This is a genomic window from candidate division KSB1 bacterium, from assembly GCA_034506395.1.
Taxonomy (GTDB): Bacteria; Zhuqueibacterota; Zhuqueibacteria; order Thermofontimicrobiales; family Thermofontimicrobiaceae; genus Thermofontimicrobium.
In genome coordinates this window covers 163,642-184,495 of the sequence record JAPDPQ010000007.1, presented here as the reverse complement: position 1 = coordinate 184,495, position 20,854 = coordinate 163,642, and the positions used below count along the sequence as shown (strand labels likewise).

Annotated in this window: 14 protein-coding genes; 5 read left to right on the top strand and 9 right to left on the bottom strand. The window is 45.3% G+C overall.

What is annotated here, in order from left to right; all coding sequences use genetic code 11:
* Nucleotides 1–94: 94 nt before the first annotated feature.
* The 7 genes from ONB37_06910 to ONB37_06880 form a co-directional block, all read right to left on the bottom strand.
* A complete protein-coding gene (locus tag ONB37_06910) occupies nucleotides 95–973 on the bottom strand; it encodes an NAD(P)H-dependent oxidoreductase subunit E (protein ID MDZ7399873.1) in 879 nt (292 codons plus the stop codon).
* Nucleotides 974–1,145: 172 nt separating this feature from the next.
* Nucleotides 1,146–1,688: an ATP-binding protein gene (locus ONB37_06905; protein ID MDZ7399872.1), complete on the bottom strand. Its 543-nt coding sequence runs from the start codon at nucleotides 1,686–1,688 to the stop codon at nucleotides 1,146–1,148.
* An 18-nt stretch (nucleotides 1,689–1,706) separates the two neighbouring features.
* Nucleotides 1,707–2,447 carry a PHP domain-containing protein gene (locus ONB37_06900; protein MDZ7399871.1) on the bottom strand — a complete coding sequence of 247 codons (741 nt, stop codon included), beginning with the start codon at nucleotides 2,445–2,447 and terminating at the stop codon, nucleotides 1,707–1,709.
* Entirely contained in the window at nucleotides 2,447–2,791 is a 345-nt protein-coding gene (locus ONB37_06895; GenBank protein MDZ7399870.1) for a DRTGG domain-containing protein, read from the bottom strand. Before ONB37_06895 ends, ONB37_06900 begins: the two co-directional genes overlap by 1 nt.
* Nucleotides 2,788–4,053: a 4Fe-4S binding protein gene (locus ONB37_06890; protein ID MDZ7399869.1), complete on the bottom strand. Its 1,266-nt coding sequence runs from the start codon at nucleotides 4,051–4,053 to the stop codon at nucleotides 2,788–2,790. Before ONB37_06890 ends, ONB37_06895 begins: the two co-directional genes overlap by 4 nt.
* 14 nt (nucleotides 4,054–4,067) lie before the next feature.
* Nucleotides 4,068–4,511 (bottom strand): anti-sigma regulatory factor, encoded by a 444-nt coding sequence (locus tag ONB37_06885; GenBank protein MDZ7399868.1) that lies wholly within the window; start codon nucleotides 4,509–4,511, stop codon nucleotides 4,068–4,070.
* On the bottom strand, nucleotides 4,501–4,881 hold the full coding sequence (locus ONB37_06880) for a DRTGG domain-containing protein (GenBank protein MDZ7399867.1): 381 nt from the start codon (nucleotides 4,879–4,881) through the stop codon (nucleotides 4,501–4,503). The genes ONB37_06885 and ONB37_06880 overlap by 11 nt, the downstream gene beginning before the upstream one ends.
* Before the next feature lie 453 nt (nucleotides 4,882–5,334).
* On the opposite strand from ONB37_06880, the gene ONB37_06875 reads away from it, so the two are divergent.
* The 3 genes from ONB37_06875 to ONB37_06865 all read left to right on the top strand — a co-directional run bounded on the left by ONB37_06875 (nucleotide 5,335) and on the right by ONB37_06865 (nucleotide 11,016).
* Nucleotides 5,335–8,817, top strand: coding sequence for an FG-GAP-like repeat-containing protein (locus ONB37_06875; GenBank protein ID MDZ7399866.1), 3,483 nt, complete (start codon nucleotides 5,335–5,337; stop codon nucleotides 8,815–8,817).
* A 360-nt stretch (nucleotides 8,818–9,177) separates the two neighbouring features.
* The gene (locus ONB37_06870) at nucleotides 9,178–9,924 is read left to right on the top strand and encodes a ThuA domain-containing protein (GenBank protein ID MDZ7399865.1); all 747 of its coding nucleotides are present in this window, start codon (nucleotides 9,178–9,180) and stop codon (nucleotides 9,922–9,924) included.
* Nucleotides 9,925–10,125: 201 nt separating this feature from the next.
* A complete protein-coding gene (locus ONB37_06865) occupies nucleotides 10,126–11,016 on the top strand; it encodes a hypothetical protein (GenBank protein ID MDZ7399864.1) in 891 nt (296 codons plus the stop codon).
* Between the two features lie 331 nt (nucleotides 11,017–11,347).
* On the opposite strand, the gene ONB37_06860 is transcribed toward ONB37_06865, so the two are convergent.
* Both ONB37_06860 and ONB37_06855 read right to left on the bottom strand, forming a co-directional pair.
* On the bottom strand, nucleotides 11,348–11,803 hold the full coding sequence (locus ONB37_06860) for a GNAT family N-acetyltransferase (GenBank protein ID MDZ7399863.1): 456 nt from the start codon (nucleotides 11,801–11,803) through the stop codon (nucleotides 11,348–11,350).
* Between the two features lie 23 nt (nucleotides 11,804–11,826).
* A complete protein-coding gene (locus ONB37_06855) occupies nucleotides 11,827–13,278 on the bottom strand; it encodes a beta-lactamase family protein (GenBank protein MDZ7399862.1) in 1,452 nt (483 codons plus the stop codon).
* Nucleotides 13,279–13,641: 363 nt separating this feature from the next.
* On the opposite strand from ONB37_06855, the gene ONB37_06850 reads away from it, so the two are divergent.
* Together ONB37_06850 and ONB37_06845 are read left to right on the top strand one after the other, a co-directional pair.
* A complete protein-coding gene (locus ONB37_06850; protein MDZ7399861.1) occupies nucleotides 13,642–15,723 on the top strand; it encodes an OmpA family protein in 2,082 nt (693 codons plus the stop codon).
* 247 nt (nucleotides 15,724–15,970) lie between these two features.
* The gene (locus ONB37_06845; protein ID MDZ7399860.1) at nucleotides 15,971–20,641 is read left to right on the top strand and encodes a lamin tail domain-containing protein; all 4,671 of its coding nucleotides are present in this window, start codon (nucleotides 15,971–15,973) and stop codon (nucleotides 20,639–20,641) included.
* Nucleotides 20,642–20,854: the final 213 nt, after the last annotated feature.

Below are 20,854 nucleotides of genomic sequence, written 5' to 3'. Positions count from 1 at the left end.
TTGTGATTTAATTGGAATTTGGAAGCTGTGTATTGGAATTTTGCCAGTTTTATTGATAAGAAAATTTTTATTTCACAGCACGAACCATTCAAAATCAATACCGACTCAAGATCTTTGGAATCATCTCCTGCGTCAAATTGCCGTGGAATTCATTATCGATCACAATTACGGGTGCCAGACCACAGCAACCGACACAGCGCACCGACTTCAACGAAAATTTTTCATCATAAGTCGTTTCTTCATTTTTAATACCCAACTCCCGTTCCAACCGCTCTAAAATTTTCAAGCCACCCCGAACATGGCAGGCAGTCCCGAGACAGACATTGATCAAATGCTTGCCCCGTGGCTTCAAACTGAATGCCTTATAAAAGGTCGAAATCGAATAGACCCGAGTGAGCGGCACATTCATTCGCAGCGCAACGTAGCGCAACAGATTCTGTGGCAAGTAATTGAACCGCTTCTGGATATCCTGGAGGATTGCAATCAGCGCCGCATCCCGATATTGATAGCGGGCCATGATCTCATCGGCAATCGCCAAGCTGTTCAGATCATCGATGGCCTGCTCGCGATGTTCCTTCTTCAACTCCAGCCCCTTGAGGCGCTCTTTTTTCTGCTCCAATCCTCGAGAGATAGCTTTGAGCAGTTGATTCGGTTCAAACGGTTTAGTAATGAAATCGAACGCCCCTGCCTTCATCGCCTCGACCGCCGATTCGATCGTCCCATGTCCCGAGACGATAATAGGGATGATTTCGGCATTGATCTTGCGGATTTCCCGCAGCACTTCCAGACCGTCAATGCCAGGCATTTTTAGATCGATCAGCGCCACATCGACTTTGTCGGATTGGGCCAGCTCTAATCCCTGAGTGCCATTTTCGGCTAATAGGACCTGATAGTTTTCCGATTCCAGAATGCGGCGGCACCCCTCTCGAATGCCCCGTTCATCGTCGATAACCAAAATTTTAAAGGGTTCCAAATTCGACCTCAATCTTCAAAATTCATTAAAGCAATCTGATAACCGCTAATTTTTCAATTTGCGCTAAAATAACCAAAATGGCTTTTCTTCCATTGGTTCATCTCTATCCATTGAAAAAATCGCTTTATCAAAAAGTGATAAACCAAAAATTGCATCATAAAAATGATAAATTTTAATAAAAAACCACTCCCAATTCCTTCAACCCCTGTTCCAGATCCTTTTTGATCAATTTGATCACCTCAGGATGATTGATCGGAATTTCCTTCAGGGTCTTTCGCAGCTCACTGGTATTCAAGCAATAGCTACGATCGCCTTTTTGATGGTAATATCCAAAATCAACCTGAGGATTGCCAACGATTAGCACCATCATGGTGCGAACCATGTCACCTAACGGTTTGCGATCGATATGGCTATAAACAAAATCAGCTTCGATTAGCGTGCCTTTGCCCGGGGCCGAATGGATGTGGAGCTCACCCCCGGCCATTCGGGCTGCTTCAGCCAAAAGCGGCAATCCCAGTCCCACTCGCCGCTCTGTCCGAGTAGTGACAAACGGATCGGTTGCTTTTTGAGCCAGGGCTTCATCCATGCCGCTTCCATCATCAATAATTTGGATTCGTAGGCGATCGCGTTCCAAGTCCTCGATCACATGAATTTCTACTCGGCTGGCATTGGCTTTCAGGGCATTCTCGGCAATGTCGAGAATATGTAATGACAAATCTTCCAATATTCATCCCTATTCAAGAATCTTCCGCCCTTGAGAATTTTTCAACGCTAATCTTATCTCTTCCAAAGTCGGCTGTTCCAGGAAAAACCGAGTAATCTGTCGGCCGATCTCGTTGGGATAATGCGCATCCGAGTTCTTTATCAATGGAAAACAGCGGGCATCAGGATACAACTTCTTGGCTTGTTCCAAACTGGTTTGATATGAAATTTCCAGCCCATCCAATGACAGATCATTCGGAACAAAGCCCAACTGCCCGATGATACTGAAGCTCTCCCGATCGATATGCGAGGCGATAGCCAATCCATCAAGGCGATGAACCTCCGAAACCAATTGCTGAAGCGATAGTTCCACAGCCCCAAATAGCAGATGTTCATTGAAACCTTCAACCTCGTCATTTTCATTGACGATCACTTGATCATCAATCATTCGCTGATCAACGCCAAAGGATAAGAGGTTGTCGTAGACAATCTTTTGAAACTGTTGTATCTGATCCATCCCCTCAAACAGTACCAGGAGGTGTGCTTCTTCAGCCGAAGCGACTTCCATGGCAGGGATAATCGTTAATGGTTTACCTTCGGCTGCCTTCATTGCCGCAAGGATATTTTCCGATGCATTATGATCGCTGATAGCGATGATATCCAGGCCTCGTGCAATAGCGATCGCTACAATTTTTCGTGGCGTCATATCCAGATCGCCGCAGGGCGACAGGCACGAATGGATATGCAGATCAGCGTTATAAATCTTACCCATTAGCGGCTGCCCGAAATCCCCAACTTGCACAGTTCGCAGATCAATTCAAACGCTGTGAGGTCGCTGGTTAAAATTGGAACGCCCTCTTCCTCCGCCTTTTTGATAGTTTCTGGAGCCGGCTTTTTACCGCCGATAACAATAATGCCAGCTAATTCTTTAAGCGTTGCTACTGCCACGGTGTTTTGATGGATTTGTAGCGTAACCCAGACATCTCCCTTTTTTGCGTGGGCCATGACATCGCTGAGCAAATCGCTAATATAGCCCCCAGTAATTTCAACATCAAGGTTTACGGCTGGCGTTTGCAATGTGAGCGGTACTTTTTCGATCAGATGATTCAGTTTCATGATTTTCCAATTAGTTTTTTAAGCGTTAAAAAGACACAATCCTCCACAGAAGCATGCCCCAAAACGATATCTTCAGCAAGCGTCCGACAATCTGGTGCACCACAAGCGGAACAATTTTTCCCAGGCAGATCTTTTAAGATCTCATCCCGCTGTTTGATCTTTTGAATCGCCTTGACTGGATCAGGGTCCAATGGTGGTAATGGGTTTGGTAATATTTCTTTTTGAAGATTGAAATAGCCGTCACGATACAAGCGTAGTACCATCTCTCGGCTTACTCGTGTCTGTTCGCCAAACATCTTAATTAACCGACGAACCTTCCGGCGCGCCTGGTGGCGATTCTGCACCGTTAATGAGCCCCCGATACAGCCGTCAGGGCAGATCAGGCATTCTAAAAATAAAATTTCGTTCAATTTTCCGGCCTCGACATCATTGAGCGTCCGAATCACATCTTGAACGCCAGAAACTGCCAAGCAATTCTCTTGTCGGATCCCCATGATTTCGCCGCCGCTGATCGCCCAAGCAATACCAACGCCGCTGGAAAGCTGCAAGATTACATCTTCCTCAAGATCCTTGAGCGCCATTAATAATTGACCGTAAATATCCGAAATAGCGATCGCCCCATCAAGGTTCGATTTCTCCAATCCTACTGGATGATTGATCGAGATCATTTTCGCTGGGCAGGGCGTAATGTGAATCACTCCGATTTTGTCGGGTGAAATGCCTCGGCTGCTGGCTGCCTTTTGTCTGAATTTTTTGGCGGCAGATTCGCGCGGAATTTCCAGTTTGATCAAATGGTCCACCAGCGACGGATAAAGCATGGTGATTAGCCGAACCACCACAGGACAAGTAATTGAAATTTGAGGGAACGGCCCTTTGCAATTATCGAGATAGATCTGAATTGCCTCGGTCGTCAGCTCGCAATCCCAGGCCTCATCAAACACATAATCGAATCCAATTTTCTTTAAAGCTAACAATATTTGATTGGGGAGAACATCATAACCAAATTGACTATATAAAACTGGTGAGGGCAACGCAATGGTACATTCAAATTTTTTCAGATCAGCGTAAGAGGTCGTTTCAGATGCAATTGCATCGTGAGGGCAGAGCCTAAAGCATTCCCCGCAATCAATACAGCGTTCTTCATCGAATCGGGCCTTATCATTGACCACGCGAATGGCTTTGGTCGGACAGGCTCTTAAACAAGTAACGCAGCCGATGCATTTTTCTTCGATGAATCGAATGGAATGCCGCGTTTTTTTCATGGCAGAACTCCGTATCATTGCGGATTCTGTGACAACCTAAATACTAGCGTTAACTTTGTCCCTGATCCCACGATTGAAGTGATTTCAAAAATGTCGGTATTTCTTTTGATATTGGGAAGCCCCATTCCAGCGCCGAAACCCATTTCGCGCATCTCTGGCGTAGCGGTAGAATACCCTTCTTGCATCGCTAGGTCAATATCAGCGATTCCAGGTCCCTGATCTTCCACAGTGATTTTGATCTGATCCGGATCAATCTCACACCGCATGATCCCTTGGTGGGCGTACATGACAACATTCATCTCAGCTTCATAAGCGGCGATCGCCACCCGCCGAATAATTTCAGCCGAAATTCCGATCTGCTTTAGCGTATTTTTGATTTCGCATGATGCTTCTCCCGCATGACTGAAATCCCATCCTTTGATTAAAAATTCTTGGACCAGACCCGCATCAACAGCCATCTCTTTTTAGGATTTTCTTTACTTGTTGAGTTACCCCACATAGCCCTTTTTTGAATAATAAACCACATGCATCATACATGCAGAAATCGGTCACCAGCAAAGGGATCTTCTTTTCATTCGCGTAGGCGATCAAATCCGATCCAGGCCGCTTCCCACGCACGAATACCACAGCGACCGCATCCGCGATCTCCACTGTCCTGAGCGTCTGTTGGCTAATGAGTCCCGTAATGATCAATGACGCTGGCTCCGTGAACGCCAAAACGTCACTCATCATGTCCGCTGCACAGGCACAACGAACTTCAACCGACAAATCCGAGTCGCTCGTAAGCAGCTCTGCCTCCAAAGTCTCTTTTATTTCTGCTAATGTCATGCGCAATTTTGAATCGCCTAATGCCAGCTTTGCAGATCAACATAAAAGACATCGTTCTTACAACCTATTGAGGATTTTATTATAAACAATTTTTTAGAATTTGTCAAGCACTATTTCGGCAAGAAAACATGCTGAGAAACGAGCTGAATCCATTATCCAGAACGAACGAATCTCAAATGGTATCTCTTCTTGGTTTTAAATCATATTTCAGAATAAGAATTGAATTTTTAAATAAAAAATCTTGCTTTTTGATAAAAATAAGTTATATTAATGATTGATCCACAACACAGCAAAAATTGGTCAGTCAATTAAACCTCCAATTGAAAAATTTATATGGCTCGATTGTTAAAAATGATAGCAATTGTCAGCCTTTCTTTTTTTGAAATTCTTTCCAATGTATCAAAGCCTCTTGCTAGTTCCAGATTGGTTGACCTTAAAGAATTGGGATGGTTGGTGTCTTCCTTCCCATTTGAAGAAAAAATTTTTGGGGCTATTTTTTTCGACTCGTCCAATGGCTGGGCTCTTACTGGGGATGCATCGCGGAAATTGTACCATTTAAAAAATGGTGTCTGGCAGGTTGACTTAACGCCAACAAATATTCAATTCTTTGAATTATTCGGCTATTACGCCCAGGGTCCATGGTTCGGTTGCTTCGACAAAATAAGATATCGCTATTGTATTCGCCACCTGGTAAATGATAAACCGATTGATTATTACACTCCCAACGCTGACCCGATTCTGCAAATGGACTATTTAGGCCCGAATAATATCTGGGCCGTTTGTCAGTGGGGACAGATTATGCACTTTGATGGATCGAAATGGGAACTGGTACCCTGTCCCATATTTGGCCACGTAACCAATATCAGCATGGCCAACGACAGTTGTGGCTGGGCTGGTGGCAAATATCGGGACATCGGATTCCTGTTGCATTGGGATGGTAAAAATTGGGGGATCAAAATGCAATTTAAAAGAGATGCCATACCGAGTGTTGTCATGGTGAATGATACCCTCGGCTGGGGTTTTCTGAATGACAATCCCCAGGTGATCCGATTGGTGCGAGATCAATCGAATCTGGTAGATTTCACGACTTTGATTCAAGATACGCTCGTGGTCAACTGGCAAGATATAATTCGTCCCACATTTTTCCATAACAACGGAATTGTGAAAGGCGGTAGCGCAGGAACGGCTATTGTTTCTTATCCCAATCGCCAGCGCGATATCCTCTGGTTCACTAAACCACCTGAAAATCCCCAAACCAAAATCTATTTGCTTACGCATGATGGTAAAATAAGCTATATCCACCAACAATCGACGCCTTCTCCCCGGCAACTCTGGCAGTATGTATCATCTCCGATGCAAGGAACTTCTGATGAATACGGCGTTGCCTTTGGAGATTTGGATGGCGATGGGGATGATGATGTATATAGCATAAACACATTTGATAAAAACCATGTTTTTCTATATAGAGGCAATCGGCAAATCAAAAATATTCATGGAAATTTCTTCATCGATGGCGCTGAGCATCTAGATCTGCTCGAACCAGCTCGCTCCAAAGAAGGGCCTGTAATTTTCGACATGGGCGTCGCCATCGCCGATATGGACAATGATGGAGATCGGGATATTTATCTCACCAGCATGTACGAAAAAAACATGCTTTATGAAAATCGAGAAAATCAAAGCTTTCGAGAGGTAGCTATTAAAGCCGGCGTGTCTGGCGGCATCGTCCGCTCCCAGGTCGGAACCTGGGGCGATATTGATAACGACGGCGACGTCGATCTGTTCGTTACCAATGAGGATACCACCAACATGCTATTCCTCAACAATGGGTTTGGGAAATTTAGAGAGATCACGCATTTGGCGGGACTTACCAGCCGTCGTGGCGGCAAAAGTGCCACCCTCGGCGACCTGGATGGCGATGGCGATCTGGATTTGGTGGTAACATTCTTCAATTTACCCAATCGGGTCTATCGTAACGATGGGATCGATCTTCGCACTCACCTCCCATTTTATCGAGATGTCACAAACCTCTGGTTGCCACCCGGGCCCGATTCACTGGCCAAAAGCACAGCAGCCTGCCTGGCGGATATCGACAATGACGGCGATCTCGATCTCTATATTTGCAAATTAGTTTCAAGCAATCGACTGTATGAAAATGACGGCATGGGTCACTTCACCGATATTACAGAGGCAGCAGGGTTGCTCGATTCCTGCCTCACCAGCAGCGCCTGCTTCTTCGATGCGGATAACGACGGTGATCTCGATCTGTTTCTGTCCAATCGGGGACCGAATATCTTTTTTAAAAATCTCGGCAACAAGAAATTCATCAAAGATGAAAAGACTTTTAAATTAGAATCCGCTCGCTATTCCAATGGCGTAGCTTGCGGCGACCCCGATAACGATGGCGATCTGGACTTGTATGTCGCCAATAATGATGCCGAGAGCATTTATTACGAAAATAAACTCAATAACAAAAACTATTTGGAAATTAAATTAATTGGCACCAAAAGCAATCGGGATGCCATTGGCGCCAAAGCATTTTTATATGCAAGCGGTCATCTCGATCAAAAGGAATATTTGCTGGGCATGCGAGAAATTAACGGTGGGTACGGCTACGGCTGCATGAATTCCACTACCATCCATTTTGGGGTTCAGAGTGATCAGACCTATGATCTGAAAATCTGGTTTCCCAGCGGTATCGAAATTTTTAAAACTAATGTGGAGCCAGGACAAATTTTATTTATTGAAGAACAGGCTGGCTGGGCAAAATCGCTCGCCTTGCTCCAGCGTTCTGTCATGCGAATCGTAAAATCGCAACGGGTTCAGATTGAATTTTTCAAATTTATCGCTTTGGTGGCACTGTTTATCGCTGCTGCCTTGATCTTTGATCGAAAAAAGTGGATCGCCCTACGCCATCCAATGCTGTTGCCTGGCTATCCGTTAGGATTGTATCTCATCCTTGTTTTCGTCACCAAGGATGCTAATATATGGTTCGCATCAATTGTTCCGGTATTGCTGGCAATTTTTTCTTTCGGAGGATTAGCTTACATCCAAAAAATGCAGGTGGCTCACACCACCAAGGAACGATTGGCAGAAGAGTTGCTGGTCGCTTGCAAAGCATTTGATCATGGCAGTTGGGCCACCAGTTGTTTAAATCAATTGCAACTGTTCGCCGTCAATTTACCTCCCAATCAGCCGATTTCAGAAAAAATTGAACAACAACTCAAGGAAACCATTTTGAGCTATTACCAATTGGCTTTCAAAGAGCTCGGTCACATTCACCAGTTGGCCCAAAGCGCTGGGATTCAGGTTCAAGCAGCAGCGGAATTGGATCGACAGCGGTTGGCGCTCTCTTCCAATCTTGAAAAGATTAAAGTGATATTGGCATTGAAGAAAAGTATCTCAAGAGATTTATTGAAAAATGTCTATCATTTGATCGAACAGATCAAATTGAACCTTAGAGAGGTCTATCGCAGTGCGATTCGCTGGTTCACATGCGATGCGGTTAAATTTATTCATGGGACCTTTGCAGCACTAGACCATAACCCAGCAGCTGTGATCCGTTTTTCAAATGGAAACGTTCAACAGGAGGAAGCCTGGGTCTGCATTAAGCCGAACGAATTTGCGATGATCATGGATAATCTGGTGCAGAATGCTCAGCGGGCAATGATCGGTCAACCTAATCCAAAAATTTCCGTCAAGCTTCATCAAAACGATCGTCATCTTTTTATTGAATTCTCTGACAATGGTTGTGGCATACCTCGAAGGCTTTGGGACACAATTTTTGAGGAAGGATACTCTACTAAGAACGATTCGAATGGCGGCTTTGGCCTCTATTACGCTCGAAAGACCCTGGAAAAATACGGAGGGAGCATTGATGTAATTAAGAGCGCTCCAAATCGAGGGACAACATTTTTGCTGAAGCTGCGAAGGGCGTAGCTGAGCGAGCGTCAAAGTGGAAATTCGCCGTTTAAACTAAAGCATCATTTTCTTTTTAAAAAATCATGGAGAAGAATTCCATTACGCATGATATTTCTGATAGTCGGCGAACCTAAAACTCTTTTTGATCACTCTGCTGCTCGAACCTAATCCTGCTTTCTTAATGAAGTTGACTCTTCTCTCATCAATCATTTTACCAAGCTTAATGCATGACTAATGATGAATGCACCCATAAATCTCGCCACAGATATCATTTTTGAGCTCATTGATAGCTGTTTCTTGGAACTTATCTCCCTCAATTTATTTTAATCACCTTACTTTTTAATTGGCTTTTTTATTATCAATACACGAGCAATTATTATGACGAAAAAAATCCACGTTACCATCTGGAACGAGTTCATCCACGAACGCCAGGACGAAAATGTCCGCAAAATCTATCCCAATGGCATGCATCAAACCATAGCTGGATTTCTATCGGCTCACGAGGATATTGCCGTAAAAACCGCCACGCTGGATCAGCTCGAGCATGGGCTGTCTGAAGCGATTTTAAATCAAACGGATGTGCTGATCTGGTGGGGTCATAAAGTGCATCAGCAGGTGAGCGATGAGGTCGCCAGGCGGGTACAACGAAGGGTTTTGGAAGGCATGGGTTTGATCGTGCTCCATTCGGCGCATTATTCGAAAATTTTCAAAGCGCTGATGGGAACCAATTGCTCGTTGCGCTGGCGGGAAATCGGTGAAAAAGAAAGATTGTGGAATATTGCGCCGGGACATCCCATTACCCAAGGAATTGGCGATTATATTGAGATTCCTCATTCAGAAATGTACGGGGAGCGATTTGATATCCCTGAGCCTGATAAAGTGATCTTTATCTCTTGGTTTCAAGGTGGCGAGGTATTCCGCAGCGGCTGCTGCTGGGAGCGGGGACATGGCCAGATTTTCTATTTCAGCCCAGGGCATGAAACGTACCCGATTTATCATCAACCGGAAATTCAAAGAGTCATCACCAATGCCGTCCGCTGGGCCAGACCTCAGGTGATGATACAAGATAAATGTCCGATGGTGGAACCGCTTGAGAAAATTGGTAACCTTCCTTTATCTGGTTGATGAATTATTGGGATGGATTCAAAGACATTTCATGATTCAAAAACCATCAGGTTCGCCTGGAACAACTGCTCTCGCGGCATTGCCTTTTTTCATAAAGAAGAGCTTTTATAATTTCCCTGAAATTCTGTATTGGAAAGCGATATTTGTTAATTTTTTATCTGGATGAGCTGCCATCTATTTTATGAAAGGGTTAAGAAAAATTTGCTCGAAGGAATCACGTTAATTGCGTTGACTGGTATTTTATGGTGCGGCAATGGCATCATATTTAGTTACGCAGTCCGAAAATCGCTGAATTTTTTTGCCATCATGTCGGTGTCGACTTTTATTGGTACTGTTTTGTTCGGGATATTTCAGAGTCGACCAATGCTCATATTTAATGGCTCTGTCGCCCGGTTGCCTGAGCTCATACTTGCGATGGTATCCTCTGGTGCGATTGGGACTTTAGGGGTGATCCTCTTGCACCGGGCGATGCGTATTGGGCATCACGGAGTCGTTTGGACCATCTCTCAATTTGCCTTCATTATCCCGTTTTTGTTTGGCGTTTTGGCACATGACGAACCGTTGACCGGAATGAAGCAATTAGGTATTTTTATTATTTTGATCAGCGTATTGGCAATTGGAATGGGTGATCGCAGAGAGCCTAGTCGCGCCGGGGGTTCCTGGATCATCTGGTTTTCGCTAAGCCTGGCCGCCTTTGCGGTTTTGGGCATTCACCAGACCGTTACGCTGGTCCCAAACTTCTGGCCGAACTGGGATGATAAGGCCAACCTACGCGGCTTCCTATTGAACAGTGGTTTTTTTATCAGCTATCTTATTGTTCTTATCGCGACGCGTGGTCGACTTGATCGCGGCACAATAATGCTGGGATCGCTCTCAGGAATGATTGTCTTTGTCAGCCCGATCACCCTATTCGGCGCTATGGACATATTTGAGAAATACCAGATGCTCTCCATGGTTTTCCCTTTGGCCGTTGGAATCTGTATCTTGGCTTTTGTTAGTTATAGCGCTCTGTTTTTAAAAGAAGGATCATCATCCATCACTTTAATAGGGGTTGGCGCTGGGATTACCGGGTTGGTACTCATCGCAATTTGAAACAAATAGAAAATGGGTCCATGGGCCACTCATGCCAACGATCTGGCAAACCAAACTCTTTCAGCAAATGCTCAGTTGTTACTACGGCTGAAACGAAACTATTTTCTGGCATTGAGCAATCACCAATTTTGTAGCAGTTGACTATGACAATAAGGCACTTTGCTGCAATATTGAGCGAAATCGGGGGGATTTCGCTCCATCGCTATGTTATGCCCTGTTGACCAATGGGGAATTATCCTTCGCAAATCATCATTAAGAATGAATATTTGCTTCTCTGTCTGATCACTTAATAATTCGGCTCGAATCTCCCATTCTAACCCAGTGTCGCCATTTAAAACATCTTTTCAAATAGCTCATAATGCTCGTTTGTCATCCCTAATTTTTTATAAACTTTTTGAGCGCTGACATTGCGTTTGTCTACGTAGAGCCGCACTCCTCGGATTTGAGAGCTTCTCGCGAGTTGCTCGATATGCTGGAACATCTGCTTAAAAACGCCTCGCTTGCGATGAGATGGATCGACATAGACGCTATGAATCCACCACACATCGCCATTGCGCCAATCGCTCCACTCTTTCAGGATTAATAGACATCCGATCGGTTGCTGATCAGCTCTTGCTAAAATGTAGAAACCGCGCTCTGGATGGTCGAAAATATATCGAACGCCTTGCACAACTTGCGTCGGATCAAGTACAATTCCTTCGGTTTCAGCTGCCATGGCTACCTGAGCTGCTGCGATCCAGCGAATATCGCTGGGCTGAGCCTGACCAATTTCAAATGATGAGTTCATCAATTGCTCCACGCTTTTGCGGTTCATCGTTTGATCGGATAAATAAAATTTTCGCCCATTTTGACGCGCTGAACGTTTCCATCTGTCCCCAATTCAAAGATCAACTTTTCACCATTACCATTTTCACCAGTCATTCGAAAAGTGTGCTTGGCAATGGGGGTAAGCTCGATGATCCCAGCCATCGGGTCGTCTTCGGGAGGGTAGTCAAAACCATAGAGCACTAAGCGATCGTTCAAAATCATCACCTCATATTCCCAATCCGTGGGATCGCTATATCTCCCCAGATAACTTTGCCACTCACTTGGAGGAGGGGTTGTTGATGGCTGGATTTTCGTTGCAGCTCGGATGGCTGGGGCGATCGTATCGTAAATATGATTGGCAAGGAAGCTGGGCGAACCGTCCTCGGCATTGATAAACACAACAACCCCGATTTTGTCCTCTGGACAGAAAGAGAGCTGGCTGCGATAGCCGGCCACCCAGCCACCATGACCGACAAAGGTTCGGTGATTGCGGTGCGTGATGCTGAATCCTAAGCCCCAGCCGCTTTCCCAATCGGGCTGGAGCCAATGGATGCGCTGCATCTCGCGCAGACTATTGGCTTTGAGCACCAGATCGTTATTGGGATCGCTCTCCCGAAATTGCAATGCAATGAATTTGGCGAGATCTTTAACCGTCGAGGACATATTCGCTGCAGGTGTCAATCCTTTTGCATCGGTCAATGGCATAATCTTTCGCGTGCCATCGGGCAACCGTCGGCCATAACCAGTGGCAAGCCGATTTTGGAGCTCATCTGTCAGTTGAACACTGGAGCTGCTCATTCCTAACGGATGAAGAATATTCTTTTCGATATAACCCGCATAATCCTGACCCGAAACTCGAGCAACAATCTCACCCAACAGTGCGATCCCGAGGTTGGAGTATTTCCATCGGGTTTCCGGAGGATAGGTCAATTCCTGATTGGGTAGTTTTTGAATGATTTCTTCTAAGGTGGGAAACTGGTGATCGGTCCAATATGGAAAAGCTGCTTCGCGCGGCAAGCCGGCAGTATGGGTCATCAATTGTCGAATGGTAATGGCTGGTGAATTCGAAAATGGATTTTGGATTTTGAACCAGGGCAGAAATTTTTGCACTGGGTCATCGAGTCTTAATTTGCCTTGATCGCGCAATTGCATCATAGCAGTGCAGGTAAACAGCTTGGTAATCGAGGCAATCCGAAACACGGTTTCAGGCGTCATCGCTAACCCTTTTTCCAGATCGGCAAAACCGAATCCAGCCGACCAGATTAAATCCTGATCGTATACAATTCCCACAGCAATTCCAGGCCAGCCATAATATGCCCGTTGCTCCTCAATCCAGGTGGTTAATAATTGCAAATGTGAAGTGATCGCGGGGTGCTTCGCAATAGTAACAGTTTGAGCTGAAAGAGAAAATTGACAGAGAAAAAATATCAAAAGGAAATAAATAAATCGTTTCATTGGCAACTACCTCTGATGTTACGTTTCATAAACCGACCAAAATTCTTCGTTCACATTTAAATAAATAGCTCCCTATTTTACTCGCCAAAAAATATGGCAAAAAAACTCGAAGGGATAAAATTTTGAATGTCTCATTTTTTCTTAAGCATGAATTTGTCTTATTACACTTGGTAAAGGAAATTTAGTTCTGCAATGCAAATGTCGATCGATGATTTGCTATTCAAAATTTTAATGAAGCCTGACAAAGAAAAAATATAAGCAAATAATTACGAACTATAAAATATCACTTGACATTTAAAAAAAAGTCTCTATATTAAAAACGAGTCCCAACCACCGATGACTAAATACCAAGGAGGACCTATTATGAAGCCCTTGTCTCGTGCAGCGATATTATTTTTCATACTCCTTATCTTCTGTTTTAATCTATTTGCAGATCAACCAGATTCGCTGCAAGTAATGATCAAAAACACTCAGCGCGAGATTGGCAGCATTCGATTTGTACAGCGCGATACGAATAATCTGATCCTGCGGGTAATGGATAAGGACGGAAATCCGATCGACCAGCTCTCATCTGATCAGATTGCGATTTCTCGAGGCAATGAGCAGGCCAAAATCATCAAAGTTACCCCGCTCCAGGCGACTGTGGAGACAAACCTGAATGTGGTGCTGGCGTTGGATAACAGTGCCTCCATGTCTGGTTCGGTAAATGAACTTCTTTCTAGCGTTCAATTATTATTGTCCAAGCTGCGCGATAAGAGCCGCATCAGCGTAGTGATGTTTGACGAAACAGAAAAGAAAGATAGCCGTTTTGTAGTGCAGATCGACAATCAAAATCTGAATGTTCAGTGCTCAGATTTTTATAGCGACATTCAAAAAGCGATGGATTTTATTCGGTGGAATTACCGATCGAAAGGCCTGACATCCAGAACTTACTTGTATGATATGATGTTGGTCGGATTAAAGAGATTTGAGGGCTTGCCCCAAAATTTGCTCAAAGTGATGGTGGTGTTTAGTGATGGTCAGGACCTTGGGAGCCAATTTGCTCTAAATCGGGTGGTGAAAGAGGCGGCTGCGGCAGGTGTTCCGATTTATGGTGTCGATTATAGCGATTCGCGGGAGCTCAACGAGATTCTTCGACGCGTTGTCGCTGCTGGTGCTGGAGGCAAGGTGTTCCGCGCTGAGAAAGCGGGCGATCTCATGCCAGTGTTCGATGCCATTTCAAAAGAAATCATCACCGAGTTTCAAGTCACATACCGCTTCCCCATAGCACCATCAGGGAAGATCATATTTCAAGGTGATAGCCTTTTTATCACTGCCCGGCAGATTGTCGATGAATTTCCAATGCTAAACTATGTGTTCTTTGACAGCAATTCAGCTGAGATCGATGGCCGATATCATTTATTCTCTAGCCCAAATGAGACAAGAGATTTCGATGAAACAAAGATTCAGCAACCGTTGGAAAAATATTATCATCTTTTGAACGTTGTCGGTAGTCGAGCGCGCAATGATTCCACCGCAAAATTGACCATCACAGGATGTAATATGGATGTAGGGGCCGAGAAAAATAATCTAACGCTATCACGGCAACGGGCCGAAGCAGTAAGCCGCTATTTAGAGGAAATCTGGGGGATTCAGCCCAGTCGGATAACGATTCGAGCGCAAAACCTCCCAAACAAAAGGTCCAGTTTGACCACCCCTGAAGGGCAGGCGGAAAATCGACGCGTAGAAATCACTTCGAATCAGTTTGCCATTTTACGACCCATTCGATCTGAGATTACAGAATTTGTTTATCGGCCAGAGATTGGGCTCTTTGCCACCGAGATTAACGCCCCAGAGGGATTGCAGGGCTGGGAATTTGCGGCTTATCACGACCAGGATCCTTTGATCAAAATCTTGTTCGATCAACCGAAAACCAGCATCAATTGGAACTGGATCGATCTTCGCGGGCAAAAAATTCGTGATTTGGATCACATCGAATATGCTATCCGCATTACGGATCAGGACGGAAACATTTTTAATAGCCCGAGACACAGGATCCCAATTGTCCAAAAGAGCGAAGCATCTGCTCAATTTGAAGCTCAACAGGATACTTTGTATGAAAAATTCAGTTTGGTGCTATTCGATTTCAACTCAGCTCAATTGAGTGAAAGCAACCAATATCTGATGCAACGCGTGTTCACCCGATTCCAGGAACATCCCGATGCAAAAATCAGAGTTTTCGGCTATTGCGATGATATCGGAAGCGAAGAATATAACATGAAACTTTCCACCGAGCGGGCAAAAATGGCTTATAATACCCTGAAACAAATGAAGATTCCGGCAGAGCGATTGAGCTTTCTGGGTTACGGCGAATTAAATCCACTATTCAGTAATGCAAAGCCAGAAGGACGTTTTTTAAATCGGACTGTCCAAATCCAAATTAGTTATACAAAGGCAAACCAATGAACTCGAATTTGCATCCAGCCAGGAAAAGAGGATCAAATTGACGTTATTAGCATTTTTCAAAATAGGCTTATTATATCATTTCTAAAATCAACAGTCGCTTGTTCTCCAGTGGCGAGAGGTTTTCGACATAGAGATCGTCGGATGAAATGATTTGGGTTCATTTTCATGTTCATTTGCCAGCACTCCTGGCTTAATTATTGCATCAACCCCAGATATGAAAATCAAATTTCATAAGCGGGGGTTCATTATGAAAGCATTAGAGCGAAGCGTTATCGCTTCATTCATTTTCTTTCTTTTGATTTTTTTGAGCGAGAACGAGGCACAATCGCAATCGCCGCGGCTATATATCAATGAGTTCATGGCATCCAATAGTTCGACTATTGCTGATGGCAACGGAGAATTTGACGATTGGATCGAGATCTTCAATGGGGAAACTTTTGATATCGATCTGAGTGGGTATTTTTTGACAGATAATCTGGCAAATCCCCAAAAATGGGCATTTCCGAATATCACCTTGCACGCCAAAAGTTATTTATTGGTCTGGGCGGATGATCAGACCAACCAGTCAGGCTGCCATGCTAATTTTAAGCTGGATAAAGATGGCGAACAGCTCGGTCTCTATGGGGGGAGTGTGCTAATTGATTCTGTTACCTTTGGCCCACAGCGGACCGACGTCTCATTTGGACGGCGTTCCGACGGGGATAATTCCTGGGTGTTTTATGAGCCTGGCACGAATGGGCCAACGCCTGGCGCTGCAAATCATTTCGTGGCCACTACAACTTTGAATCCTCCTGAATTTTCGCTCGGCGACGGATTTTACGTAGGGCCAATTGCTGTCGAATTGCGTTCGGATGATCCCGCAGCAGCAATCCATTACACCTTGGATGGCAGCCTGCCCACAGCATCCAGCCCCAAATATAGTACGCCCATCCATATCGATGCCCCTACGGTTGTTCGCGCCATGTGCCGCAAACAAATTTCCACCGGCCAATATCAAACCAGTGTGGTGGAAAGCCGCTGCTATCTGATCGATGTCGCCAACTCTATGCCCTTTATTGATATTATCTGCGACCAGAGAGAGCATGATCGTATCTACGCTTGGCCTCAGCCAGGCGAACCTCACGGTGCTATTTCTGGCCAACTCAAAATCTTTGATAGCAACCATGTGCTCCAGGCCGATCTGCCGATTGAACTCTCAATGCGTGGCGGATATTCTTTGCTTTCACCCAAAAAATCCTATCAAATAGATTTTGTCGCTCAAAATCTTCAGTATGATTTATTCGACCAGGATTATAATGCCCCAAGGTCAACTGGCTTGCCGAATTCGTTTCATTCGATCAATTTGAGCGGCATGGCCGCGGATTTTTCCCTGATCCGAAATTTTCTATCGTTCCATTTGTTGCGTCGCATTGGCGCAGTGAGCCCTCAAATAGCGTTTGTCCGGCTATTTATTAATGGTCAGGACCGTGGGATTTATGTCGCCATGGAACGGATCGATCAATGGTTGGTGAAAAATCGCTTTAGCAACGCCAAATATGATATCATTAAAACTGGCATCGAACATCATTGCAATTTGACCTGGGATAATGAAAACGGGCAATATTTCGAGCTAAAGTCTGGCGACTTCAATGCGTTCAATGATCTGATATCTTGGTTAAATAATAAAGAGCGAAGTTATGAAGAACTGAGCAGCAAGCTGGACATCCCCTCGTTTCTTTATTATGATCTGATGTGCCGTTTTTCCAATAACAAGGACAGCTACGATATCAACTATTATTTGATTCGGAACCGCGAGCAACCCAATAGCAAGTGGACCATTCTGCTTTGGGATTGCGACGAGAGCTTTGGCTGGGATAGCCACGTGTCTGGCAATTGGTTCCCTCATAATCGCGCTTTCGATTTATTACGAAACACGCCCGAATACCAGCGCCTTTACTATAACACATTGGCCGATCTGTTCAACTCCCGGTGGTCCCAAGTCGAGATTAGCGATTTGATCGATCGTCTCGATATGGCCTTTCAAACCGATAATCCAGCGGATGAAGCCATCTGGAACGAGATCTGGTCTCAGTATGCCGCTGGAGTGATCCCAGATTTCGAACAGGACCCGAATTATCACCCATTGTCTCGACACACCCAATTCGAATATATTAAGCAGTGGGTGGGAGAACGCATCGCTTATGAATTTGCTCTCTGGAGCGAGGGAACTGTTGTATTGACCGTCGATCAACCAGTCGGTGGTGAGGGTGCAATCCAACTAAACAGCTTGAAGTTATCCAATTTCCCTTGGAGAGGTCGATATTTCAAAAATCTTGATTTGCAAGTGACTGCTCTGCCTGGGCCGGGCTTTCTCTTTAATAGTTGGAGCGATTTGACCCTCCCGAAATCGGAATCGATCACGATCACCCTGCAGCACGATTATTGTTTTCATCCCATCTTCAAACCCAATGTTCATCTGGATCGGTTAGTCATCAATGAGATCAATTACAACAGCGCGCCCAATTTTGATCCGGAGGATTGGATCGAGCTATACAATCCAGCGGATCAATCGATCGATGTCAGCAATTGGATTCTGAAAGATCGCGACGACAGCCATCAATTTGTTGTGCCATCGGGGACAGTGGTCGCGCCCAAAGGTTATTTGGTCATTTGTCGCGATATGACGGCGTTCCGTCGCCTATTTCCTCGCGCCTCCACGGTCACTGGCGATATGAATTTCAGCTTAAATAATGATGGGGATGAGGTGCGATTGTATCATGCATCGGGAGCGTTAGTAGACTCGGTGTCGTTTGGGGATCGCGATCCGTGGCCGAGCCTGGCTGATGGGAAAGGGGCGACTCTGGAGTTGATCGATCCGACCCTTAATAATACAGTCGCTGCAAGCTGGCAAGCCAGCCTTTGGCATGGAACACCAGGGCTGCGCAATTCTTTCCCATTGGTCATCACTGAAATCAACTATCATAGCGGACCAGGTTTTAATACTGAGGATTGGGTGGAACTTTATAATCCGACTTCGCGAATTGTTGATGTAAGCGGCTGCCATCTTCAGCATTTGATATCGGGTCATGATTTTTATCTTCCATCAGGAACGTCGATCCCCTCGAATGGATTTGTCATCATTTGCCAGAACAAAAATAAATTTCGAGCGTTTTTTCCTGGTGTTGCAAATGTGGTCGGCGATGTTAATTTTTCTTTCATCGATTCCGGCGACGAGATCCGATTGCTCGATCTCATCGACAATGTGATCGATTCGGTCCGTTATGATGTGGCGAAGCCGTGGCCAATTGAAGCGAACGGTCAAGGAGCTACGCTGGAGTTACTCGATCCATCCTTGGACAATACCATTCCCCGTCACTGGCAAGCCAGCGCTGGTCATGGCTCGCCGGGCCAGTTGACTCGCGCGCTGCCTGTGGTCACCCGCTTCGTTGTTCGAGATAGCAGCGGATCACGATTGGTCACCGATAGCCGCAATGTGCTGGTCGATATGGCCGCGACAGATTTCGATGGCCAGATCGTGGGTTGGCATATCAATGAGACTGGCCTGCCGCCCGCTCCTGGTGATTTTTGGATGCCCACGCCGCCTAAAAATTATATCATTCAGAGTCCACCAGGTGTTTTGCGCATTTATGGGTGGGTGTTGGATAATGATCACCAAGTCAGCCGAGTCACCGACACTTCTCGTGCCGCCATTCGATTGCGGTTGAGCGAGGAGCTTTACAGCGTGGAGGGAACAGTCACTTATTTCACGAATAACCGTCCAGTGCCAAATGCAAAAATTGAGTTGAAAATCGATCAGGAAAGCGATTGGGATAGCACCGACGTTCACGGCAATTTCCGATTTATTGGGGTAGATAGCGGCAAAATCATTTTGCAGCCAGCTAAGCAAGGCGATATCCGCCAGGCGATTCGCTGCAGCGATGTTTTAGCGGTCTTGGCTGGCCTGGCCGATCCACGTCGTTTCAATCCTGAGCAACGTTCAGCAGCAAATGTAATTGATGACGCGGCTTTAAACGTTTCCGATGCCAGGGCAATACTGCGCTATCTTGTCTGTCGCAACGATAATATTGGCCAGACAGGTCACTGGCGTTTCGTCCCTGCAGAAACCTCATTTGTTCTGAATCAGAATATAAACCAGCATTTTCAAGCTTACATCTCTGGCGATGTCGATCTCAACTGGGGCTCGGATTCGCTCGTCTCACAAATCAGCGACAGCACAATCGTCGGGATCTCCCTTAAATTGGGTCAGGTCGAAAACCAAGGGGCCCAATTTATCACTGTCCCGCTGAGCGCTGAGATAGCCCATGGCGCTTTTTATTCAATGATGATCAGCCTCCAATATGAGACGACTTATCTCGCCTATCAATGGTGCGAACCAACCGATGCCAGCAAAAAATTCATCGTAGAGGACAATGGAGGGCAGCCAGGCAAGCTGCAGATTGCCATGGCAGGATTAGATCCTATCGTCTCCAGCAATGTCGTTTTGAAGCTGCATTTTAAGGTGCTAACCACTGGCGGCGGCCGCACCTTCCATACCCAGTTGCTTTTCACCCGCAGCCTTGTAAATGATCTTCCAGTAAAATCGCATCACGGTATCGTGATCCTTACCGACATCAGTGACTTCGAAGTGCCATTGCCGATGGAATTCAAGCTATTTCAAAATTACCCCAATCCATTTAATTTTCAAACTCAGATCCGATATCAATTGGCCAGCCCAGGAGCCACGCGATTATGCATTTACAATTTGATGGGGCATCGAGTTCGGGTGCTCGTGAACGAACAATATCAAGCTGCTGGCACTTATCAGTTCAACTGGGACGGACGGGATGAGAATGGCCAGATGCTACCTTCCGGTATTTACTTGTATGAATTGAGATCAGGGGGACTGGTGAAGCGGAATAAGATGGTAATGGTCAAATAGTTTGGTGCGCAACATCTGAAATCAGAAGAGTGAATATCCTCCCAAAATTTTCCACGGAAAGAGACAAAATGCTTCTCCCAAGAATCTCTTCGATTCGCAGAAGTTCAAATAATAAGAGATTGCATTCGGCAAAAGAAGTCACCCAGATGATTTTGGGTAGTGTGTACCCTCAAAGAACAAAGTCCATTCTGCATCGAAAGGGGTGAGCTCGGA